Here is a 24,687-nt window from a genome sequence, read left to right as displayed (position 1 = left end):
GAAACAAAATGAGTAAAGTCAAAGTAATTCTTGACACAATAAAGAAACGGCTGAAGCATCTTGGATTAAAGACTTCCAGGAAGCTTCCCTTCATCAATAAAATAGGGCATCTACTAATGATGCTCTCTCCTACTCGATACATAAAGATTCTAGATTGGTATATTATACGTAAGTTTATTGGTACGTATATATATGCCATTCTGTTAATCATATCTATTGCTATTGTGTTTGACTTCAATGAAAATCTATCTAAGTTTACACAATATCATGCTCCGTGGAGAGCCATTATCTTTGATTACTATGCAAACTTTATCCCATATTACTCTAATCTCTTCTCTCCCCTCTTCGTTTTCATTGCCGTAATCTTCTTTACTTCGAAATTAGCAAGTAACTCCGAAGTCATTGCAATGTTGGCAGCAGGTGTCTCTATCAAACGCCTAATGCGACCTTACATGATTTCATGTATTCTGATAGCAGGATTGACATTCTATTTAAATAGTTTCGTCATTCCACACGGAACTGTCATCCGTCAGAACTTCGAATCGCTATATCGTAACTCAAAGAAGAATACATCAGCCGAAAACGTTCAACTACAAGTGGCAAAAAACACTATAGCTTACATCCAGCACTACGACGATCAATACAAACGCGGTTATGGCTTCTCACTTGTTAAATTCAAGGATAAAAAGATTGTAAGCCACATGACTGCTATGGAGATTCAGTATGATACTGTTGCTGACACCAAGTATCATTGGAAGGTAAGCAACTGGAAAATACGAACGCTTAGGGGATTGAAAGAGCATATACAAAGTGGTGCATTAAAGGATACGGTTTTATTGATGGAGCCTACGGATCTGGTTTATTCTAAAGGCCAGCAAGAAACATTCACGTCACCAGAGCTCCTTGATTATATCTCTAAACAAACCAGCCGTGGTTCTGGCAACGTTGTTCAATATGAAGTTGAGTTCCACAAACGAATAGCTATGTCATTCTCATCTTTTATCCTGACCATTATAGGTTTGTCTCTATCTTCTAGAAAACGAAAAGGTGGAATGGGATTATACTTAGGTATAGGTTTAGGGCTGAGTTTCAGCTATATTATGTTGCAGACAGTATCAGCAACCTTTGCCATACAGGCTGACACGCCACCAATACTGGCTGCATGGATTCCGAATATTATCTTTGCAGTTATTGCCTATTTCTGCTATAGGCATGCTCCAAGTTAAAAAGACTATTAAATAAATAAGAAACAAGAAATAACCCTTTGAGACGAAGGGAAAAATAAAAAGATATGTATTTTGAAGATTTAGATTTAAACGATAACGTACTTGACGCACTATATGACATGCGTTTTGACGAATGCACACCAGTTCAGGAGAAGTGCATACCAGAGATTTTAAAGGGACGTGACGTACTGGGTGTTGCGCAGACTGGTACAGGAAAGACGGCGGCTTACCTCCTCCCTATTCTCTCAAAGTTAGCAGATGGAGGATATCCTGAAGCTGCTATTAACTGCGTCATCATGTCGCCAACACGTGAGTTAGCACAACAAATTGACCAAGCTATGCAAGGCTTTGCTTACTATCTTGATGGTGTATCCTGCGTTGCAGTCTATGGTGGCAATGATGGTAACCGTTATGACCAAGAGCTTAAAAGCCTTTCGTTGGGAGCTGATGTCGTTATTGCGACTCCAGGCCGTTTTATCTCTCATCTCTCTTTAGGCAATGTTGACCTTTCCAAGGTAAGTTTCTTTATTCTTGATGAAGCCGACCGTATGCTTGACATGGGCTTCTCCGATGACATTATGACTATTGCGAAGAAATTACCGTCATCATGTCAGACCATCATGTTCTCTGCCACAATGCCAAAGAAGATTGAAGAGCTTGCGAAGACACTGCTCAAGAATCCCGTAGAGATCAAGCTAGCAGTTAGTAAACCTGCAGAGAAGATTCATCAAATGGCATACGTCTGCTACGAGACACAGAAGATGGGTATCATAAAGGATATCTTTAAAGCGGGTGATTTAAAACGTGTAATCATCTTCTCTGGTTCCAAACAAAAGGTAAAGCAAATTACAGCCTCTTTAAACCGGAAGCACATTAACTGCGGAGAGATGCATTCCGACCTTGACCAGGCACAACGTGATGACGTTATGTTCAAATTCAAGAGTGGGCAAATTGATGTATTAGTTGCTACAGACATTGTTTCTCGCGGTATTGATATTGACGACATTACAATGGTTATCAATTATGATGTCCCACATGATGCAGAAGATTATGTGCATCGCATTGGTAGAACAGCTCGTGCTGACCGTGACGGAAAGGCTATCACTTTTGTTAGCGCTGACGATATCTACTACTTCAAGCAGATAGAATCTTTCCTAGAGAAAGATGTTGAGAAAGTTGCCTTGCCAGATGATTTAGGAGACGGACCAGAATACAAGGATGTCGGAAAGCCTAAGAAAGGCAACACTGCAAAGAGCCGAAGGAGGAAGGACCGAGACCAGCAAAGCCACAAAGACAAGAAACAAGGCAATTACAAGCAAAGGTCAAGGCGTCCCGAACAACAGAGCCAAAGTTCCTCTGACAATAAAATACAAAATACGTCAGAACGTAAATCTAACAACAAGCAGAAGAACAAAGGGCAAGAACAGCAGAACAATAATAACAACGCTGTAGATGCAAAAGTAACAAACAAGCGGAATAACCGTCAAGATAAGAACAGACAAACTGACAAGCAGGCGAAGCCTAACAACAACAGACGAAACGACAAGGAGGCTGCAAATAATAAGGATGCTGGTCAGAAGACGAACGCTCAACAAAACAAAAAGCCTAACAACAAAAAGAAGAAGAATAACAATCGTCTGCATAACACGAACGAGAAGGGCGCAAGAAGAAGTACCAAGTATGATATTCGAGAAGAGCTACCGACAAGTTCTAAGAGTGATAGCGGATTGAAAGCATTAATAAAGAAACCACTCAAATGGCTTCGTAATCTTGGGAATAAATAACATCTGATTATGATAGTGCCTGTAGCTACATGTAAGTAAGCTACAGGCTTTCTTTTTAGTATAAGTTCACTTTAGAAAACACCCAAACTTGAAGTGCGATTGGACTTTAACTTAAAGTGCAAGCGACCTTTAACTTAAAGTACGAGTGGACTTTAACTTAAAGTACAAATGAGTTTTAAGTTAGAAGTCAAAGTTACTTTAATTTAGTGTATAGAATTGCGTTAAGAAGAAAGATAAAGAACTTATAGCCATATCCCAACCAATATAAACAACACCTTACATTCAATGTAAAGAATCTATATAACAAGATATTACTGCCTACTAGACATTCTCTACTAACATAATTTAAGGCTGGACTTCCCCACTTGGATTCCAGCCTTTTAGATGATCTAGACTTCCAATACTAGAAAACTAACAACAATGGATAGCCAACACTTAGCTTACCATTAGGTTTTATTCTAAAAACACCATAAATAATGACTATTTTAAAACAAATCGGCATATTTTATAACAAAATGCTCTTTATTAAGAAATAAATGATTATCTTTGCAACATCAAAAACCTTGAAGAGAAAGGTTAAGAGTTTCCAGGATAGGAATAAACAACCATTTAAAACAGAATCAATTATGAAAGCAGTAGAAGTTGTAGAGAGTTTACAACGGCGTTTCCCCAATGAGCCAGAGTACATTCAAGCAGTATCACAAGTGTTGGAAACCATTGAAGAAGAGTACAACAAACATCCCGAATTTGAGCGTGTAAACCTTATTGAACGCCTCTGCATACCAGACAGAATTATCAAATTTCGAGTAAATTGGGTTGATGACAAAGGTAATATTCAGACAAACATGGGATATCGCGTCCAGCATAGCAATGTCATCGGTCCTTATAAAGGTGGTTTACGTTTCCACACTTCTGTCAACGAGTCCATCTTAAAGTTCCTTGCCTTTGAACAGACATTCAAAAACTCTTTGACAACACTGCCAATGGGTGGTGGCAAAGGTGGATCAGATTTTTCTCCACGAGGTAAATCAAATGCTGAAGTGATGCGTTTCTGCCAAGCCTTCATGAGTGAGCTATGGCATTACATAGGTCCCGACTGTGACGTCCCTGCAGGAGACATTGGCGTCGGTGGACGCGAAGTAGGCTACATGTTCGGACAATATAAGAAACTTACTCATCAGTTTGTAGGGATACTTACAGGCAAAGGACAAGAGTTCGGAGGATCGCTTATTCGGCCAGAAGCAACAGGCTATGGTAACGTGTACTTCCTGCAGAATATGCTCAAGACAAGAAATATTGACCTAAAAGGAAAAACCGTTTTAGTTTCGGGATCAGGTAATGTCGCACAATACACGATTAAAAAGCTCCTACATCTTGGAGCAAAACCTGTTACATGCTCCGATTCTGATGGATATATCTACGACCCAGATGGAATAAATGAAGAGAAGTTAGCATATATTATGGAGCTAAAGAACATAGAACGTGGACGCATCCGGGAATATGCAGAGAAATATGGAGTGAAATACGTTCCAGGAGCAAAGCCATGGTTCGAGAAGGCTGATATTGCAACTCCTTGTGCCACACAGAATGAGATCAATGCCGAGGCTGCGACAGCATTAATCAATAACGGTATTATCGCTGTAACAGAGGGTGCAAACATGCCATCCACCCCAGAAGCCGTAAGAATCTTTCAAGAAGCAAAAGTTCTTTATTGTCCAGGCAAAGCGAGTAATGCTGGCGGTGTAGCCGTGTCAGGACTCGAAATGACCCAGAATTCAGAACGACTGAAATGGGATCGTGAAGAAGTTGACCAAAAGCTACATAACATCATGGATGACATCCATGAGAATTGTGTCAGATATGGAACAGAGCCTGATGGCTATGTAAACTACGTGAAAGGTGCCAACATCGCTGGTTTCATCAAAGTAGCTAAAGCTATTATGGCGCAGGGAATTGTTTAATCTAAACTTGAGAACATATAAATCAGAACAAAGGAGACATACCACAATTAATAGGTATGCCTCCTTTTCTTTTTCTAAGAAGAATGGAGTACAACACGGCATACAAACGATAAAACATAAGAAAACAGTTGCCTTTATTTGCGTTTAATTTATTACTTTTGTACCTGATTTTAATAAACACATATGAAACTATCAACGATCGTACTCACTATCATGTTAGGACTCTGTTCTCACGCTATGGCACAGAATAAAGACATAACAATCAAACTAGTAGAAACTTCTGATGTACATGGGTCTTTTTTCCCTTACGATTTCATCAACCGCTCACCTAAAAGTGGTTCCATGGCAAGGGTATATACTTTTGTTCAAGGTTTGCGGAAAGAATATGGTAAGGATAATATCTACCTTCTAGACAACGGAGACATTCTGCAAGGACAACCCATATCATACTACTATAATTATATAGTACCACAAAAGGAAAACATTGCAGCCAGTGTTCTCAACTACATGGGATATGATGCTGCAACTGTTGGCAATCACGATATTGAGACAGGGCATAGTGTCTATGACAAGTGGTTTAAAGAATTACACTTCCCTATTCTTGGTGCAAATATCATCAATGCTAGAACTAACAAACCTTACATACTTCCTTACACGGTCATTAAAAAGAAGAACGGACTGAAAGTATGTGTTATCGGTATGCTGACACCTGCAATACCCAACTGGTTGAAGGAAACAATATGGAGTGGCCTTCGTTTCGATGAGATGGTTTCATGCGCTAAACGTACCATGGAGGAGGTGAAAAAGAAAGAAAATCCTGATGTTATAGTTGGTTTGTTTCATTCTGGTTGGAATGGAGGTATCAAGACTCCCCAATATGATGAGGATGCTTCTCAAAAGGTGGCACAGGAGGTTCCCGGCTTCGATGTTATCTTCTTCGGGCATGACCACACTCCCCATAATACTATAGAAAAGAATATAAACGGCAAAGATGTCATCTGCCTCGATCCTGCCAACAATGCGCAAAAAGTGGCATTAACAACACTCACTTTAAAACCTAAAACCATCAAGGGGAAAAGAAGCTATGTTCTTACACATGCATCAGGTGAGTTAGTTGATGTAAGAAATATCATTCCAGACAAGGATTTCATGCAACACTTCCAACCAGAAATAGATTCTGTAAAGGCTTGGAGTGAGCAAGTAATCGGGAAATTTGCAAACACAATCTACACAAAGGATTGCTTCTTTGGTAATTCTGCCTTCAATGACCTCATTCTTGACTTAGAATTGAAGATCACACATGCCGACATTGCTTTCAATGCACCACTACAATTTAACTCTGCTATAAAAGCAGGTAATGTAACAGTTGCAGACATGTTCAGTCTCTATAAATATGAGAACCAACTATGCGTCATGCGCCTTACTGGCGAAGAAGTTCGTAAGCATCTCGAGATGAGCTATGACCTCTGGGTAAATACAATGAAGAGTCCAGATGACCACTTATTACTCCTTGCAAACACACGCGATGATACACAACGCTTAGGTTTCAAAAACTTCTCTTTCAATTTCGACTCTGCAGCAGGAATAGACTATGTTGTTGATGTCACAAAACCCGATGGAGAGAAAGTTCATATCTTACGAATGAGCAATGGAGAGCCGTTCGATGAACATAAATGGTACACTGTTGCAGTAAACAGTTATCGTGCTAATGGAGGTGGAGAGCTCTTAACTAAAGGAGCTGGTATAGCACGCGACTCCTTAAAGAACCGTATTATCTGGGAAAGTGAAAAGGACCAGAGACATTATCTAATGGAAGAGATAAAAAAAGCTGGCATTATGAATCCACAACCACACAATAACTGGAAGTTCATCCCCGAAGCATGGACAGTGCCAGCAGCTGCACGCGATCGGAAAATTTTATTTGGAGAATAAAAACAAAGATAATGAAGAAGTATTGGTTTATATTCTGCAAGACTGATATCATGTTGGAGAAAGCAGAAGATTCTTTCTCCATCCCATTATCAGAAGATTGCCCCATCCCATTACACCCATGGACACATGTTCTAAATATCACCCCAATGGAGGATGGGACTGAGGTCAAAGCTATAATGATAGACCAGCCTGTCACGGATTATCCACAATACGAGATGTGTGGTTTACGCCCTTCCTTCTATCGTCTCCCCAATGAATTTTATCTTAAAGCAGGTAAATGTCATGAGTTACTTTACTGGGATAATAATACGAGATTCTGTGGTGTATGTGGAGCGCCTATGAAGATGCATACAGATATCTCCAAACGCTGTACGAACTGTGGAAAAGAAGTTTGGCCACAGTTAGCAACAGCTATCATAGTCCTTGTGCATCGTGGTGACGAAGTCCTATTGGTGCATGCACGTAATTTCAAGACAGAATTCTATGGATTAGTAGCTGGCTTTGTTGAAACAGGTGAGACATTGGAAGAAGCTGTACATAGAGAAGTTGCAGAGGAGACTGGCATACAAATTAAGAATCTTCGATATTTTGGTTCCCAACCTTGGCCTTATCCTTGTGGGCTAATGGTAGGATTCAACGCTGATTATAATGGTGGCGACATTCACTTACAACAGAGTGAGCTATCAAAAGGAGCCTGGTTTACAAAAGAAAACCTCCCTACTATTCCAGAGAAATTATCAATCGCACGTATGATTCTTGATGATTGGTTAGAAAAAACATCTAAATAAATAATGAGTTTTAAACCTTAAAAACAATGATGACTTTATTAGAAAAGGCCTTAGGATTTGATCCTAAATCCATGAAGCTCCGCACAGAACTTATTGCGGGAGCCACCACGTTCTTAACAATGAGCTATATCTTAGCAGTAAACCCCGCCATCCTGTCATCTACAGGAATGGATAAGGGGGCTTTATTTACGGCAACAGCCCTTGCTGCAGCTATAGCAACATTGCTCTTAGCATTCATGGCAAAGTTACCATTTGCCCAAGCCCCTTCAATGGGACTAAATGCCTTCTTCGCTTATACCCTTTGCCAGACAATGGGTTACACTTGGCAACAATCATTAGCTATCATGCTGATTGAAGGTATAGTCTTTATTATTATCACTTTCTTTAATGTTCGTGAAATGATACTGGACTCTATCCCTCATAACCTTCGCTATGCTATTTCTGCAGGTATTGGTATGTTCATTGCATTTATTGGACTCAAGAATGCAGGTATTATCGTTGCAAAAGAAGCTACGTTTGTTGGTCTTGGAGCATTTACCAATAGCTGTATTCTTGGTATTATTGCCATCTTACTCAGTGGGATTCTTATGGCAAAGAACGTAAAAGGCTCACTTTTCTGGAGTATTATTGCAACTACGATCATTGGAATACCTATGGGAGTAACCGTATTCCCTGACCATTGGCTTCCTGTTTCTGCACCTCAGGATATCAGCCCACTCTTCTGTAAGTTTGATTTTGCTGGGATGTTTAACCTCAAGACAGCCTTAGTTGTATTCTCTTTACTCTTGGTTAACATCTTCGATACCATTGGTACATTAATGGGTCTGGCTGATAAAACGGGTATTGTTGAAGCAAACGGAAACATCCCTCATGTGAAAGAAGCCATGATGAGTGATGCCATAGGCACAACGTGTGGTGCAATGCTCGGAAGCTCTACATTAACAACTTACGTGGAGAGTGCCAGTGGTATTGCTGAAGGAGGACGCTCTGGAGTCACCTCATTTACCGTTGGACTCCTCTTTATCTTATCACTCCTTCTCTCCCCTATCTTCCTTCTTATCCCAAGTGCTGCAACCAGTGGCGCACTGGTCATGGTTGGTGTCTTAATGCTCGACTCTGTAAAGAAGATTAATCTACAAGATATCAGTGAGTCATTCCCTGCTTTTATAACAATGATTACTATGGTTCTATGCTACTCTATTGCAGACGGTATATGCTTAGGAATCTTGTCATTCGTTATCATGAAGCTTTGTACAAGACAGTGGAAGGACCTGAACTGGACTCTCTGCATTCTTGCAGTACTCTTCGTTCTAAACTTTATTATTGGATAATACCATATCCTATATATTGAAAGAAGGCGCACAAGATGCGCCTTTTTTCATTCATCCTTGATAAAAAACACAACAGAAACTTGCACGAATCAGAGAAAATCACTACTTTTGCACTCGCTTACGAAAAGTAAGGGCGTTTAGCTCAGCTGGTTTAGAGCATCTGCCTTACAAGCAGAGGGTCGGCGGTTCGAATCCGTCAACGCCCACTACAATGGGTAGTTTCCAGAGTGGCCAAATGGGGCAGACTGTAAATCTGCTGCTTCTAGCTTCGGTGGTTCGAATCCATCACTACCCACAAAAGAGTTGTAATCAGATTGATTACAACTCTTTTGTTTTTATTTATGCCTGCACTTGGCATATTTTTTGTAATTTTGTAGACATAAGATAATATAAACAAGGATTACAAAATGAAGATAAAAGAAACACCAGTCTTATTACTTACAGGCTACTTAGGTAGTGGGAAAACAACATTAGTAAACAAGATTCTCGCTAACAAAAAAGGCATAAAGTTCGCTGTTATTGTCAACGATATTGGCGAAGTGAACATAGATGCAAATCTCATAGAGGCTGGAGGAGTTGTTGACCAGAAAGACGACTCGCTCGTTGCATTGCAAAACGGTTGTATCTGTTGTACTCTGAAGATGGACCTTGTTCAGCAATTAAATGAAATTGTATCACAGAACAAGTTTGATTATATTGTTATTGAGGCCAGTGGCATATGTGAACCAGCTCCTATAGCACAAACTATCTGTGCATATCCACAGATGTATCCAGACCTCGCAAAGAATGGCAAAGCTGTACTTGATTCAATTGTAACTGTAGTAGATGCACGCCGAATGTGTGATGAGTTCTCTGAAGGTAATGATCTACTTAAGAAAGACTTACAAGAAGATGATATAGAAAACCTACTGATACAGCAAATTGAGTTCTGTAACATCATCTTATTAAACAAAGTTGATGATGTTACAACAGAAGAGAAAAATATGGTACGCAGTATTATACGTTCTCTTCAGCCTAAGGCCGAGATCATAGAATGCAACTATGGTGATGTTGATTTGGATAAAATTATCAATACTGGCTCCTTTAACTTTGATGAAGTTGCCACATCTGCATCATGGATTGCCGAAATTGAAGGACATCATGAGGACGAAGAAGATGAGGAGGAGGACGAACATCATGGGCATGAAGAAGACGAGCACCATCACGGACATCATCACCACCATCATCATCATCATGGATTGGAAAATGAAGAAAGTGGTGAAGCATTAGAATACAATATACAGACTTTCGTTTATTATGCACGTAAACCATTTGACATAAACTTCTTCGATGACTTTGTTGCGCGCCAATGGCCAAAGCAAATAATTCGTTGTAAAGGACTGTGTTACTTCAAGAATGAAAAGGACATCTGTTATGTCTTCGAGCAGGCTGGTAAGCAAGTAAGTATTCGCAATGCAGGGCAATGGTATGCAACAATGCCTCAGTTCCAACTTCGAGAATTCTTAGAGAATAATCCAAAGGTAAAGGCAGATTGGGAAGAGCCTTATGGTGATCGTATGCAGAAATTAGTCTTTATTGGGCAAGATCTTGATAAAGAAGGTATAACCAAGGCACTTGATAAGTGTCTGACGGAGTTTTAAACAGACTGAAGAATAATAAAAGCGGGTACTGTCTTTAATAATACAGTGCCCGCTTTCTCATTATCTACAGTATCATGATATATGTCCAAACAATGTTTCTACAATGGTAATGTAAAGAAAATACAGAGAATGCTGGCTAAGAGATACTCTTTCACATTGTAGAAGGGCATCTTTTGATCAATAAAAGGGTATCTTTTAAGACTCAAAAGGGCATCTTTTGCAATACAAAAGATGCCCTTTTATTTTACCAACCACAATATATTGATTAACAATATATTACAGACCGACAAATTCACATTAACCTCTCATTATGTAACAGAAAGAAGAACGGTAACCGTAAAATATTTTCAGGGAAAGAGAAAGGTTTAAACTGTCACTACCCCAACTATATCTTATACCAGTGGATGATCTATCTTTTAATACAGTCTAACTTCATCTCCAATACGCAATCCACGCTCAGCTATCTTCTCATTCTTTTCTACAAGACTCTTCAAACGGATACCATACTTCTGCGCAATATCATAGAGACTCTCTGACTTACGCACATAATACAGGCGATCCTTGAAGTTCTTCGGAGCTTTCTTACGCTTTTTCTTCAACCAAATAAATTCTCCTGGAACGAGTCTGTCATGCTTGTCACGTTCATTATACTTCGCTAGCTTTCTATAACTGAGATCCAATTCCTTTCCAAGTGACTTAAATGTATCACCATTTCTCACAATAATATAATAATTATCATTATATTTATGAATTGTATGTAGCCCATTAGCAGTAGTTACATTTGGTGCTGATTTATCTAAGACTACAGAGGAATTCTCGCCACTGTGATGAACCATGAACCGATCATAATCCTTAGCTTTGTCATATTGATAAAGCTGATAAGTCTCAATAATATTGATAAGGCTTTGTGCATAAACAGGGTTAGTTGCATAGCCAGCACGCTTCAGTCCATATGCCCAACCTCGGTAATCGCTTCTATTTAAGCTAAAAAGACTTTGATAACGAGGTCTGTCTCGAAGGAATCTACAATGATCTTCAAAGCTTTCCAAAGCATTACCATAAGCACGAAAACACTCTCCCAGTTCATCATCATCATGTGTAATCGTACGACCAGTCCATCCATGACACTTTATACCGAAGTGATTATTGCCCAATAAGACAAGACGTCCACGGCCTGCATTACTTTCTAAAAGTCCCTGGGCCAATGTAATACTGGCAGGAACTCCATATTTGAGCATCCCTTCAATTGCCATATCTTTATATTGATTGATATACGTCTGATACACTTGATTCCACTTCAGGGGTGTACCAGCCGTAGCTGCTAACATATACAAAAATGAAAGTAACAGAAAAATATATCGCTTCATAAAAAGGATTTTAAATTTATACAGATGCAAAAATACACGATTTTTGATAGATTTCAAAACTAATTCTCTTAAATTCTCACAAACATATCAAAACTTATGCGTAACTTTGTAGTAGATAAACAATGAAGACTATCATAACACTTGGCTCAAATTGCCAGCAGGAGCAAAACATTCATAAAGCGCAAATACGCCTCAGACAAATATTTCCGGGCATAAATTTCACGAAAGAAGAATGGACGGAACCTATCGGTATTGTATCTGATAGATTCCTAAACTGTATGGGGTCATTTGAGACATCATATCCTCTCGAGTACATCCAAACATGCTTAAAAGAGATTGAAATAGAGCTAGGAGACTCCCACGAGAACCATCAGCAAGGTATAGTCCTAATCGACTTAGACCTCATCTGTTATGGAGATAAGAAATTCAAGGAGGTTATATGGCAGAAATGAAGATAACAAATATAAGAAGGAAAGTAGCGACTCTACTTCTCCTCTTCATATCATGCACACTGACAATAGCCCAAAGTAACCCTGATTCTGAGGAGTTAGGCAAAGCCTTGGAATATTTCACAGCTGCAAAATATCATGAAGCACTGCTCATCTTCCAACGACTTGACAAAACATATAAACTCAACAATCGCTTTAAAGCCTATATCGGGTTGTGTTATTACTATGAATGGGACTATGAGACTGCAGCAAAATACTTAGATAAAGCCATCCCACAATTAGAAGCTTTCGCTCCTCGTGAGCGTTCAGTTTATTATTATGCAGCAGGAGAAAGCCACTTCAATCTAAAACAATACAAGGAGGCTATACCTTATTATAATAAGACACTTACGGTATGTTACAATCGTGAGAAGCCTAATGTATATTATCGTTTAGGGTTATGTTATATGTTTATGCAAGACTGGAAACATGCTTTCTTACAATATGAGAAGTCACAAGAGGCGTATAAAGTATATAAAAATGATGAAAACACACAAAGTAGATTGGCTCAAATAGAAAGAATGGCAGAAGCATGTTGGACTAAATTCGCAGCATCATTACCAAAAGATACAATTAATTTAGAAAAAATTAGGGCGAATCTTAAGACAAAACAGCTGCCAATCAAGATTTCGATATACACTGATAGTACATCGACAGATGATAATATTATAATTCCATCTAAGCCAAATTTACCTATTTCACCTATCAATCTTGACAAACTTTTTATGAATAAACTTGAAGTAAAAGACGAAAATTAATGACTTTTTCTAATATTTTCTTGCGTTCATTCAATTTATTTTCGTACTTTTGCATCAGATAATAAAGTTTAAACGTAGGAAACGGCAAGCAACTTTAAACACAAATATCGCCGTAAAGATTGACAAACCAAGTCGGAATTCATTACACGCAGGATATTACCCAATTGTTAGACGGATACAACATAGAAGACAGATTATAGACAATATAAAGATATATCGATAATCTAGTATCTATGGGGAGACACGCTAAGGGCTGGCACCGCGGAAGATGGAATCCACGACGTCAGCCCTACTTATATTCTCCTAATTTATTTACTCTTATTCGATAGCTGCTTGTATTGTCTCTACAATATAACGCACATCGTCATCTGTCACCAATGGACCACTTGGCAAACACATTCCTGTACTAAACAAACTCTCACTTACACCGTTTAAGTATGCAGGACAATCCTTATAACAAGGTTGCTTGTGCATAGGTTTCCATAGGGGACGACTCTCGATGTTAGCTTTATCGAGGAAGACACGCATAGCCTCAACATTGGTATTTGGCTCACAATCAGTATGTGCACTATCAACTGCATGAATCACACCAGCAGCTCCTCCAACAGCTCCTTTTACTGTTGTTTTATAGGCATTCTCTTGACCTCTTACCTTAATTGAAGGATTAATTGTTATTGTATTCAACCAATAATTAGAATCATATTCAGAAGAAGGATTAGCATGAAAATCAATACCCTCAATCTTCTTGAACGCCTCTTCGTATAAATGTGCTATATGCCGATGATGCGCAATGTGTTCATCAAGGACCGTCATCTGCCCACGACCAATACCTGCACAAACATTACTCATACGATAGTTATAGCCAATCTTTTCATGTTGATAATAAGGATAACCCTCACGAGCTTGTGTTGCATAGAACATCACATCATTACGAGCAGCCTCATTAGGGCAGATAAGTGCACCACCACCTGATGTGGTAATCATCTTATTACCATTGAATGACAGTACACCATACTCACCAAAGGTACCACATACCTGCCCATCATATCTTGAACCTAAACCCTCGGCAGCATCCTCTACAACAGGGATATCATACTTATCTGCTATTGCAAGAATTTCTTTTATCTTTGCAGGCATACCATAAAGATAAACAACTATAATAGCCTTTGGCTTCTTACCAGTCTTAGCAATTCTATCCTTGATAGCTTCTTCCAATAACACTGGATCCATATTCCATGTCTCTTTCTCAGAATCAACAAAGACAGGCTTTGCCCCTTGATAAGTTACGGGATGAGAACTGGCACAAAAGGTGAAGCTTTGACAAATAACCTCATCACCAGCTTCTACCCCCAAAGCTATTAAAGCTAAATGAACAGCAGCTGTTCCAGAGCAAAGAGCTACGACATGCTTGTCTTCTAACCCTTTAATAGGATCTCTCCACAAACTTTCTGGATTATTTTCATGAGGGAGAATTGTCTGTGGATATTCCTCATTTCTATGGGATACCACATCTTTGTTAGAGGATGAGGAGGAGGTTACAAATCTCTTCAAGTCATCCTCAAAACCATTAACATTAGGTCCCAATGGTACAACCCAGTTGGTATCAAACGCCTCTTGGATGTATCTCATCTCGTTACCACTCATGTGAGCGAGACAAAGTAAAACACGTTTTCTTTCCATTTTACTAATTATATTATTTCATCTGCATAGTCCATCTTCTTACCAAGAACTGTACAGATAATCATTTGAATATCCTTTATAAATGAGTAATGCTTTAGATAATAGAGGTTTAACTTAACTTTATCTGGAAAGATAACCTCATCATTATATTGAGCAGGATTATCTACAGACGCTAAGAGTTCCTCCTCATTCCTATATTTCAAACTGGCTGGACCTGTTATTCCAGGCTTTAACTTTAAAATATCTCTTTCTTCTCCTTGCAACTGATCTGCATAACCGGGGACATCTGGACGTGGACCGACAAAACTCATATCTCCTTTCAGTACATTCCAGAGTTCTGGTAGCTCATCTAGCTTATAGCGTCTAAGTTTCTCCCCAAGAGGTGTAATACGATTCTGTTCGGTCGAAGCAATAGATGTCGCATCTGAATCCCTACTTGCCACAGAAGCTTCAGCTTTAACCGTCATAGATCTGAATTTATATACAGTAAACAGCTTACCATACTGCCCTACTCGCTTCTGACAAAACAATACAGGACCAGGCATCTTCACCTTGATTAGAATTGCTACTACCAATAATACAGGACTAAGGAAGAGCAACCCAAACAATGAAGCAAGTTTATCAAATAACCATTTTAAAAACATAATATTAACTTATGGATTCAGATTTCTATTCTTTACCAATTTTATAAAGTAATAAAGGAACTCACCCAATATAGCTTTCTTGTCTTCCTTTCTATAATCATCAAAAGCATCAAAGTTCCAACTCATAATTTGCTTAAACTCTTTCATTGTCAGAGAGCAACGAAGAATCTTACCTACAAGAGTAATAATATCACCAAGAATCCACTTGGTCTTTGTTCCCATACGTGGTTGAATCTTATGCTCATACTTTCCTGATGTAAAAAGGGAATACACAATATAAGGAATATCAAAACCACCAGCCATTGGTGTTGCTAAACCACCAGTAAATCGAGCATTAACCTCAATAAACACAGCCTCTTTCGTTTTTTCATTAACCTTAAAATCTATACCACAAACTCCTTTATAATCAACTTTATCTAAAATTAGCTTAGAATATCTTTCTAATTCTGGCATTTCAACCAAAATTCTTTGTGTTGTTGTACCTCCACCATCTGTCTTTGTTACTAAAGATCTATATGTACATGCTTGGAAGAAGCCATCATACCTAACACAGTCTACACTGTAATCTATACCTGCAAAGAACTCTTCTATTAAGATATCTCTCGTATCATATTGGAGTAAGATATTTTTTGCCTCCTCATAATTCTTAGGAAAGAATACTCCCTTTGCGGAGTTACCGAATTTTGTTTTAATTACTATTGGGTATGTAGCTTGTTTTATATCATCTATAAAGCGAGGCACTGGTACACCAACAGAATCTGATAAGACAGTTGCTTGATACTTATCGGACAACAAAACTTGTTTCTCATAAGATTCCATTGTATATATAACATCCTTAGGAAGCTTGTCTATGTGTTTCGCAATAATCAAGGCTTCGTCATGCGTGGGCATAAGGACTTTGGGAGAGAATTCTTTGATAGCTTTCTTCAAATCCTCTATAAAACCTTGCTCATCTTTTTTGAAATCTCTATAAAAAAAATTACCAACACTAAATTTAGAGATACTGCAAATATTATATGATGATGTATCTCCTACTACAACCTTTAGGCCTTTTTCGTAAAGACTACGAATAATATTATACCCAACTCGGTTCCAACAATATGTTACAATAACATCACACTTCATAGTCAACTACTTTTCAAGTTTTTCGTATTCTTTGAGTGTTGCCTTCCAAACCTCTTCTTGTCGATATCTATCAACTATCATTTTACGAGATTGTGAAGCCATCACCTTTATAAGATCCTTATTTTCAATACACCAACTCATTTCCCTAAATAATGCATCAGCATCTTTTGAAGGAAAAATTTTACCATTCTGACCTTCCTTGATAATCTCATTACATCCATTGATATTAGTTACAATAGATGGAAGACCCATCGCACCAGCTTGCAAAACTACATTAGGGAAGCCCTCTCTATAGCTTGGAAAAACTAAAACATCTGCTGCAATAAAGAATGGACGCACATCTGTTTGATAGCCAACAAAGCGTACATCTGGATTATTTCTAAGGAAATCCTCATTACCACTCTTCAAAGGATCGAGTTCTGATTCAAATCGCCCAACAAGAAGTAACTTTACGTTTTTACCTTCTTCTTGAAAACGTTTCATAGAATCAGATAATTCATTCATGCCCTTATCACCAACGATTCGCCCGATGAATATAAAAACAAAATCATCTTTACTAAGATTTAAGTCTTGACGAATTTCTTCTTTATTTCCTGTATATGTTTTTCCTTTTATTCTTTTTTCTGCAGTAAAGTGGTCAGGAGAGAAATAGTCGATATCAACTCCATTTATATTTCCATTCAGAATAACATTCAACTCCTTTTTGGTAATATGGTCCTCCTGTAAAATTTTCTTTACTCCATTTCCTTCTGGAATTACCTTGTTTGCAAAGAAACAGGTACAGATTTCCATTCCTTTTAGAATTTTTCTGAAAAGCCCATGAGCACCCTGATAACGTAAACCAGTAACGGTATATACCCTATGCGGGACACATGCAAACCATGCAGCAATCATTGCTAACAAACTTCCCTTAGGAGTATTAGCATGTACACACCATGGTTTCTCCTTACGGAACAGACGATATAAGAACCATAAGCCCTTGATGTCTTTTACTAAACTAATAGGACGTTCTAACGGAGCATCTACTACACGGATCCCCTCTCGTTCGCTAACCTCCTTCAGAACACCCGTATCCTTTGCAACACCAATAACCTCAAAGTATTGGTTCAAGTATTTCAACTGCCCCTTTAGCAATCCATCTAAGGATATATCTGCAGTTGTTATGCGAATTAACTTTTTTCTTTGAATATCTTTCAACTTATAGAAACCTATTTATCAAGACGAAAACTTGATGATATTAATTTAAGATATTTTTATACACATCAGCATAACCACTTACAGTATTGCTGATATCAAACTCTAAAGCTCTATTATAACAGCGCTCAGCTATTTCATTATAATAATCTTCGTCATTTGCTAATCGGTTGATTTCTTCTGCCAATGCCTTTGCGTCCTCATGTGGAAAAAGAATACCATACCCCTTAGTAACCTCTTTCAAACCATTAACATCAGAAGCTATAAAAGGCTTATGTGCACTCATTCCTTCTACATTACTAAGACTCAATCCTTCCCAATGAGAAGACATTACAATAACATCTGCAGCTCTCAGAACATTTGGAATATCAGTACGTAAGCCTAAGAATCTAACTCGCTCACTAATACCTAAAGAAAGAGCTAATTGTTTTATTTCCTCCATCCGTTCACCTATACCAGCAAACCAGATCTCGTATTTTTCTTTATCTAATAAGGTTAAAGCCCTAATAATAGTATCTTGGTTCTTTTGCTTTCGGAATCCAGCCACCATCAAGATAGACTTACGCCTTTTTTTTAAGTTTAATAATTCTTTACATGGTTCAGCTTTTGAAATAGCATTGACATCTATCCCATTGTTTATTGTGGTAATTGATTTGTACTTATTTGATGATTTGACAAGCCATTCACCTCCCATATATTCCCTTAATTTCTCTTCTGCGATCTTACTGATACAAATCACATGATTGTATCTTCCATACATCCAGCTTTCTATAGGACGGTACCATTTCCAGTTCCGTTTCCGATTTGAGGTGTTATGTTCCGTAGATACAAGTTTCGTGCGAACAAACATATTGGCGATTGCAACAAAAAGTTGTGGTGAAGAATTGTGCGTATGAACAACATCATAGTTTTTCATAATCTTTGCCAATTTACATATATAGAGAGGATTATAAACCCCATGCCCTAATGCGTAAATCTTCGTCTGTGGACTTTCAAATCTTAATCGTTTAGTCAGTGGTGTTTCCGTACAATCAAAGACACATAGATCTACTGTATGTCCTAAGTCCTGCAACCTTGGTATAAGATTTACAACCAAGGTTTCAGCTCCGCCCATATCCAAAGATGTTATGACTTGTAAAATTCTCATTCTCTTATATCTTTTATGCTATATCATCCAACTCTTCTTTTTTATCGTATCTGTATAAAGTATCAAAATAAAGTTTATACAAGTTTCCTGTCATTTTAACATTAGAATATAACTACATGATATAATGAACTTTATGCTACGATCTTTAGTGACAAATATGACAGCAAAGCTGAAAATGTAAAAAGTGACCGAGAACCAAGAAATTCTTTTCTATCTTAGTTCTTTTCACCTATCCCTTCCAACAACCGTTTTATAACAACCTCTGGAGCAATCCATTCTTCGTAATAACGCCTTGCTCCTTCCTCTAAATGTTTTCGGTAATCTTCATCAGTATTAATCTTTACTACTGCATCATAAATTTCATCTACAGAATTTACAAAATGTACATGCTTACCATGTTCCAATGGTGCAGGCATCTCTCGTGTCAATGGTGTAGAGATAATAGCCTTTCCCATACATAGATATTCACCTAACTTCCAACCATGACAACCGCAAACACTTGGGGTATTGAAAACGACTACACTTTCTTTTGTCTTTCGGATATAATCATCCATTGAAAGACGTTTATCATATAGAAAGTCCTTATATATTTCTTCATAATAAGGATAGTCGGGCATCTCCGACAAAACATCTGGATCATCTTTTAAATAGTACAACCCACCTTCGATTTCCATACCCGCACGTTGACAAGATTTCAAAAATTCCCCTCGATAAAGATTGGTGCAATCTTTCGCAAATTGATTATACCATAATGTTGATGCGTGAAAAACATAATTAGGTTTTACTTTTACAAAATCTTCATAATATTTCATGGGGCGACGACGCACATAAATATAGAAATAATCATGCATATATCGTCTTAATGATTGAAAAGATGAAGATTTTCCACGATAATAATTTAACAAGCCAAATGTTAATAAACTTACAAGAGAACGATTCCTTATGGCAAAGTTAGGCCCAGGAACAAATAATTTTTCATACTTTTCTAAATCTCCAAACTTTATATTGACTTTAGAATAGATGTCACACCAATCATATTTGTCTTTTTCAATTTCAGCAACATCTTTTATATCAAAATATACCTTTGTTATTTTACCACACTCATCATCAAATATAACTTCCATGCCACAACCATGTTGATTTGCATTTGTAATCTTTAAATCTTCAAAAGGTTTGGCCGTATAAATTATATTATTTTTTCCAAATAATTTATATAACCCTAACCTATAAAATGAGGTATATCTGTATTCTGTTCTCGGATCTATGTATACTTTCATAAAAGAATCTTTAATTTAACAAATCAAATATCGATAGAAATCTTCATTACTATCTATCAAGATGTAAGTTGCTTTTTCCCTGTAAAACGAATCAATCGTTTACATTGATAAGAATCTATTTTTTACTCTCTATTAGAGAACGAAGCTTGAGACTAAAGTAATATAGTGGTTTGAAATGATAGTACAGACTTGCAAGTATCTTAAGTTTTTTCGAACGCGAGTCCTTTTCTAATGGAGCATCTCTATACAAAGATTTTGCTTTGTACATTAGAAAACTATCTTTCAAAGGATGTTTACAGTTAGTCATCCATGGTCGATTAGCAACCCCTGCTGTAAAATGAATAAATATAGGATGCTCCTTGCCATCTATCATTTCTTTTTCAGAATAGAATGGTTTTTGCTTAAAACTTTTATATGGAAAAACAAAGAAATTAGTTACCATATTATAATTGACTGGTAAAATCATTTTACGATTGCACACAGCATTTATCAACCCTTGGTCATGATGAAAGACATTACCATTATGCGCTATAAGATAATCTAATATTTTAGATTCAACATTTTCTTTCCGCCATTGTTTCAGATTTATTAGCAAGAAACCAGCATTGACATATGCATCATTATTTTTTAAACCTATAGCTTTTTTTGCATAAAGTGCTACGTCATCTAATACTCCTGCAATATGATTATCATCTAAATCCAAACACCAAAGATCTCTTAAACTTCCCCAAACGATTGCATCTACATCCATATAGATGACTTTATCAATATCTTCATTTAAAAGTGATGACAGAAATAATCGAGAATATGATGAAATAGCAATCGTTTCAGGAACATCTATTTTTAATCTACATGCAATATCACTAATATCATATATTTTTAGCTCTCCTTTATCACGAGGAATATGCTCTTTTATATGTTTTATATTCTCTTCATCTATGTTGTTAGACAAAAGATGTATGGTTATGTAATCCGCCCACTGATTATTTTCAAAAAGCGATACAAGTAATATAGAAACCAATTTTGAATAATTAGAGTCTGAAGACACTGCAATGTGAAGACTATCTGATACCATCTGTTTTTATTTATATAATGTTATGTCTTTAATATGCATTACAAAACCTATTGGTGCTAAAAAGTACCACCTCGTGCTGATTTCAGGTATTTCCATTTTTTGTGATATCGCTTTTTTCTTATTCGTATGTCTTAAACAAAAACGGAAACGCCAATAGTTTATCGCATTTCTAAATTTATCCTTTATCGGAATGGGATAATTAAGCAATTCTGAGTATGTTAACATACTACCTATAGGACTATTCATCCGTAAGCGTGATATTGCTGACGTGATACCATTTGGTTGATAATCCGCGATATAAATAATACGATTCAAAAATCTCATTTTGTAATGCCGTGCCATCCGAAACCATACTAAAACCTCTGGACAAAATCTTTCTCCTTTAATCTCAGGGAAAGGAAATTGGCGTAACACTTCCGTTCGGAAAACCTCTTTTAAGTCACCTGTAACTTTATAAACTGGTGATATCTCCCAAGCATGGCAATCAATGTATTCTTTTGGTAAACCACTACCTATTATATTTCCTTTTGTATCTGCATCAACACCAGTCAAGCCGAGAAAAGAATCATCATATTTTATCTTGTCCCATTCTTCTTGAACAATCAGTAAAGAATCTGTTGGTAAGAAATCATCACTATCAGCGATAAAGAATAACTCCCCCTGTGCCTTCTTTACTCCTAAGTTAATTGCCGTATGCTTCCCCCCATTCTCTTTCTTAAAATAACGGATTGGGAACTCATTCCTTAAATGCTTTTTCTGTATCAATTCGACAATAGAAGCAGTATCATCTGTACTACCATCATCAACTATCACCCATTCAAATTCTTTGTATATTTGTTTACAAAGACTTTGATATAGCCTGTTTAACAAATTCCCTCTATTGTACGTAGGAGTAAATATGGTTATCATAAATTATAAAATTTATCATTATCATACGAATGATCGTATTCATACCCTTCTTCTATGAAATCCCCTTGTCTAACACCTGGAGTTAGGAACGTTTTGTAAGGATAAAGCAAAACACCCCAAGCAACAAGTATTCGATAGAAAAGTACAAAACACATTATTGTTATGAACCCTTTTAATGGAACTGCAGATTTTGGTCTACAAAGCCTTTCTAATACAACAATAATTCCTAACAGACAATACCATGCTATTCGCCCACCATCAGACGACTTACAAAAGAAAAGTAGAAGCCCACAAAACATCAAATATACATTAACCATAGTCAATGAATATTCATCTTCGCCAATCTTTTTATAATTTGTCAATAGAATGAAAAGAAATAACGCAGATTCAATTACATACTCGATTCTAAATCTAAACTCAGCTGTATTTGCATATCCAGCAATTTTAGTATCATCAATAACCTCTCCTGAAATTGAAAAAATAAACTTCGTTACACCACTAATTCCAATAAGTAACAATATTAACATGAATAAAATAATATTACTTTTTTCAAACTTCCGCCTTGGAATAAAATACAAAAGAATCATATATGCCGCAGAATTGTGAATGAGTGTTGCCAGTATCACAAACAAAATATATTTCTTAAATTTCCTTTGCGTAACATAAGGAATTGACAGCCATATTACACCTGCTGCTAATACTTGTCGAAGATAAGTAAAGGTAAAGAAGAACATCAACCCCTCGAATATAAGTAGAGCAAAAAATGGATTTTTAGTATATCTATAAAAATTAATAGCATACACCACATATAAAGCCAAAGTGTAAACTAAAATAAAGATATATCGGTTAGGAGTAAACAAAGCTATAAAATCATTAATCAACCCATAAACCGGTTCTTTTCCAAAGAAACGCAAAAACTCTTCACTGAAGAATGCTCCTTTAGTAACATTTTCATGCATATCTTGGAATACCTCACAATAAATATATCTATCATATCCGCCTAACATATCCGCTAAACCAACAAACAAACCAATACTTAGGCAAAAAGAAAAGAACGTAATTTTAGGTACCTTCGTATTACCATCGTATGACCATGCAAGTACAGCAGTTATAACAAATAAAATAATATAATATGCCATTATAAAAATCTATATAATTTATTTACTTCACTTGAATTATCAATTAGGTGTGTTTCAAGATACTCTCTATAAGAATCTTGCAAAGTCGAATCCTTTATCAACTCTATAATTGCATTCGCTAAACCTTTTCCATTCATTTCACATATCGTTGCGTTCTTTCGATTTTCAAACTGATCACCAACTGTTGAAAAGTTTGTAACGACAATAGGCTTACATAAAATCTTCGCTTCATCTAAGGATATTGATTTACCTTCAAATCTGGATGGATGAACCACAATATCAGATATCCCAATATATGGGTAAGGATTACTCTGAATTCCAACAAGAATTATATCATCGACAAGTCCCGTTTCTGTTATTTCTTTTAAGAAGTTATCCTCTAAAACTTTACCTATAAAAATCCATTTAAATTTAATACCTTCACGCTTAAGGATCTCGGAAGCTTCAAGTGCAAAATCAAAGCCTTTCCCATAACAGATATGTCCAATGGTACATAAAATAGTATATCCCTTAGCTTTCATTTCATTAATCTTCTGGCTGAAATCTCCCAAAGATTCTAAAGATTGTTGCCTAATCGTAGTAGGCGATGAAATATTCTCCATAATAGAGATCTTCTCTAAACAATCTGGGAAAAACTCTTTCAAAGAATCTACACAAGTCTGGGAGATAGTGAATATATGCTCAACTAATGGATAATATTTTTTGTCAGCACTATAATAGAAAGACCATTTAGAGTAATCACTATGAAAAAAAGAAACTTTCTTTGTTGCAGACAACTTGTTAACCATATAATAAAGCAATTGTTGGCCACCATAATCAACAATTAAATCATAATACTCGTGTGATACAACAGGCATCATCTTAGCAATTAACTCAGCTGATAATGATTTAGATACATGCGAAAGAATAAGTCGTAAAAAAACGCCTAAAGAAAGTAATATATGTCCATGCAATAACAACCATCTTGCAGAAGAAAAACCTCCCATAACATGTTCGATAATTGGACTATATATAATTTTTACATTATCGGGTAGATATTTTGAGAAAACATCTTCTTCCTTGCAACATAGTAATAGAGAAGTATCATACTTGTTTCTATCCCATGTATTTAGTAGGCTTACCATACTTTTCGATACACCTCCAGACTGCAGACTTCCTATAATAAAAAGAACTTTCTTCTTCACTTTCTTAACAGATTTTGAATAACATAGTTTATTTTATC

Annotated in this window: 20 protein-coding genes and 2 tRNA genes; 11 read left to right on the top strand and 11 right to left on the bottom strand. The window is 36.8% G+C overall.

Annotated features, from left to right (window positions below; translation table 11 throughout):
• Window positions 1-8: 8 nt before the first annotated feature.
• The 9 genes from ACZ48L_RS00710 to ACZ48L_RS00670 all read left to right on the top strand — a co-directional run bounded on the left by ACZ48L_RS00710 (window position 9) and on the right by ACZ48L_RS00670 (window position 10,662).
• A complete protein-coding gene (locus tag ACZ48L_RS00710) occupies window positions 9-1,226 on the top strand; it encodes an LptF/LptG family permease (RefSeq protein ID WP_008822312.1) in 1,218 nt (405 codons plus the stop codon).
• Between the two features lie 65 nt (window positions 1,227-1,291).
• Window positions 1,292-3,010 carry a DEAD/DEAH box helicase gene (locus ACZ48L_RS00705; protein ID WP_025791697.1) on the top strand — a complete coding sequence of 573 codons (1,719 nt, stop codon included), beginning with the start codon at window positions 1,292-1,294 and terminating at the stop codon, window positions 3,008-3,010.
• Window positions 3,011-3,636: 626 nt separating this feature from the next.
• On the top strand, window positions 3,637-4,971 hold the full coding sequence (locus ACZ48L_RS00700; RefSeq protein ID WP_025791696.1) for an NADP-specific glutamate dehydrogenase: 1,335 nt from the start codon (window positions 3,637-3,639) through the stop codon (window positions 4,969-4,971).
• A gap of 183 nt (window positions 4,972-5,154) precedes the next feature.
• Window positions 5,155-6,903 carry a bifunctional metallophosphatase/5'-nucleotidase gene (locus tag ACZ48L_RS00695; RefSeq protein ID WP_025791695.1) on the top strand — a complete coding sequence of 583 codons (1,749 nt, stop codon included), beginning with the start codon at window positions 5,155-5,157 and terminating at the stop codon, window positions 6,901-6,903.
• 11 nt (window positions 6,904-6,914) lie between these two features.
• A complete protein-coding gene (gene nudC / locus ACZ48L_RS00690; protein WP_025791694.1) occupies window positions 6,915-7,691 on the top strand; it encodes an NAD(+) diphosphatase in 777 nt (258 codons plus the stop codon).
• A 29-nt stretch (window positions 7,692-7,720) separates the two neighbouring features.
• Window positions 7,721-9,022 (top strand): NCS2 family permease, encoded by a 1,302-nt coding sequence (locus tag ACZ48L_RS00685; protein WP_025791693.1) that lies wholly within the window; start codon window positions 7,721-7,723, stop codon window positions 9,020-9,022.
• A gap of 131 nt (window positions 9,023-9,153) precedes the next feature.
• Window positions 9,154-9,228: transfer RNA gene (locus ACZ48L_RS00680), tRNA-Val, on the top strand.
• A gap of 7 nt (window positions 9,229-9,235) precedes the next feature.
• Window positions 9,236-9,317, top strand: a tRNA-Tyr gene (locus ACZ48L_RS00675).
• A 112-nt stretch (window positions 9,318-9,429) separates the two neighbouring features.
• Window positions 9,430-10,662, top strand: coding sequence for a GTP-binding protein (locus ACZ48L_RS00670; protein ID WP_025791691.1), 1,233 nt, complete (start codon window positions 9,430-9,432; stop codon window positions 10,660-10,662).
• A gap of 416 nt (window positions 10,663-11,078) precedes the next feature.
• Here the strand turns inward: ACZ48L_RS00670 and ACZ48L_RS00665 are convergent, their stop codons facing one another.
• Entirely contained in the window at window positions 11,079-12,029 is a 951-nt protein-coding gene (locus ACZ48L_RS00665) for a glucosaminidase domain-containing protein (protein ID WP_025791690.1), read from the bottom strand.
• A 122-nt stretch (window positions 12,030-12,151) separates the two neighbouring features.
• On the opposite strand from ACZ48L_RS00665, the gene ACZ48L_RS00660 reads away from it, so the two are divergent.
• Both ACZ48L_RS00660 and ACZ48L_RS00655 read left to right on the top strand, forming a co-directional pair.
• Window positions 12,152-12,481 (top strand): 2-amino-4-hydroxy-6-hydroxymethyldihydropteridine diphosphokinase, encoded by a 330-nt coding sequence (locus tag ACZ48L_RS00660; RefSeq protein WP_025791688.1) that lies wholly within the window; start codon window positions 12,152-12,154, stop codon window positions 12,479-12,481.
• Window positions 12,478-13,275: a tetratricopeptide repeat protein gene (locus tag ACZ48L_RS00655; RefSeq protein WP_025791686.1), complete on the top strand. Its 798-nt coding sequence runs from the start codon at window positions 12,478-12,480 to the stop codon at window positions 13,273-13,275. The genes ACZ48L_RS00660 and ACZ48L_RS00655 overlap by 4 nt, the downstream gene beginning before the upstream one ends.
• Before the next feature lie 318 nt (window positions 13,276-13,593).
• Here ACZ48L_RS00655 and ACZ48L_RS00650 read toward each other — a convergent pair whose 3' ends face one another.
• The 10 genes from ACZ48L_RS00650 to ACZ48L_RS00605 all read right to left on the bottom strand — a co-directional run bounded on the left by ACZ48L_RS00650 (window position 13,594) and on the right by ACZ48L_RS00605 (window position 24,649).
• Complete coding sequence (locus ACZ48L_RS00650; protein ID WP_025791685.1) at window positions 13,594-14,955, bottom strand: DegT/DnrJ/EryC1/StrS family aminotransferase; 1,362 nt, start codon at window positions 14,953-14,955, stop codon at window positions 13,594-13,596.
• An 8-nt stretch (window positions 14,956-14,963) separates the two neighbouring features.
• A complete protein-coding gene (locus tag ACZ48L_RS00645) occupies window positions 14,964-15,599 on the bottom strand; it encodes a sugar transferase (RefSeq protein WP_008822301.1) in 636 nt (211 codons plus the stop codon).
• A gap of 9 nt (window positions 15,600-15,608) precedes the next feature.
• Window positions 15,609-16,724, bottom strand: a complete 1,116-nt coding sequence (locus tag ACZ48L_RS00640) for an ATP-grasp domain-containing protein (protein ID WP_025791684.1) — start codon at window positions 16,722-16,724, stop codon at window positions 15,609-15,611.
• A gap of 6 nt (window positions 16,725-16,730) precedes the next feature.
• A complete protein-coding gene (locus tag ACZ48L_RS00635; RefSeq protein WP_025791682.1) occupies window positions 16,731-17,912 on the bottom strand; it encodes a glycosyltransferase family 4 protein in 1,182 nt (393 codons plus the stop codon).
• Window positions 17,913-17,961: 49 nt separating this feature from the next.
• Complete coding sequence (locus tag ACZ48L_RS00630) at window positions 17,962-19,065, bottom strand: glycosyltransferase family 4 protein (RefSeq protein WP_025791681.1); 1,104 nt, start codon at window positions 19,063-19,065, stop codon at window positions 17,962-17,964.
• A 215-nt stretch (window positions 19,066-19,280) separates the two neighbouring features.
• Window positions 19,281-20,342 carry a glycosyltransferase gene (locus ACZ48L_RS00625; RefSeq protein WP_025791679.1) on the bottom strand — a complete coding sequence of 354 codons (1,062 nt, stop codon included), beginning with the start codon at window positions 20,340-20,342 and terminating at the stop codon, window positions 19,281-19,283.
• Window positions 20,343-20,457: 115 nt separating this feature from the next.
• Window positions 20,458-21,417 carry a glycosyltransferase family 8 protein gene (locus tag ACZ48L_RS00620; RefSeq protein WP_025791677.1) on the bottom strand — a complete coding sequence of 320 codons (960 nt, stop codon included), beginning with the start codon at window positions 21,415-21,417 and terminating at the stop codon, window positions 20,458-20,460.
• A 6-nt stretch (window positions 21,418-21,423) separates the two neighbouring features.
• Window positions 21,424-22,326, bottom strand: a complete 903-nt coding sequence (locus ACZ48L_RS00615) for a glycosyltransferase family 2 protein (RefSeq protein WP_025791675.1) — start codon at window positions 22,324-22,326, stop codon at window positions 21,424-21,426.
• Window positions 22,323-23,465, bottom strand: coding sequence for an EpsG family protein (locus ACZ48L_RS00610; RefSeq protein ID WP_025791673.1), 1,143 nt, complete (start codon window positions 23,463-23,465; stop codon window positions 22,323-22,325). The genes ACZ48L_RS00615 and ACZ48L_RS00610 overlap by 4 nt, the downstream gene beginning before the upstream one ends.
• Window positions 23,465-24,649 carry a glycosyltransferase gene (locus ACZ48L_RS00605; protein ID WP_025791672.1) on the bottom strand — a complete coding sequence of 395 codons (1,185 nt, stop codon included), beginning with the start codon at window positions 24,647-24,649 and terminating at the stop codon, window positions 23,465-23,467. Before ACZ48L_RS00605 ends, ACZ48L_RS00610 begins: the two co-directional genes overlap by 1 nt.
• Window positions 24,650-24,687 lie beyond the last annotated feature (38 nt).

Source organism: Prevotella histicola, assembly GCF_055385135.1.
Note: the sequence above shows the minus strand (reverse complement) of the source record. Positions and strands in the feature narration are given on the sequence as shown.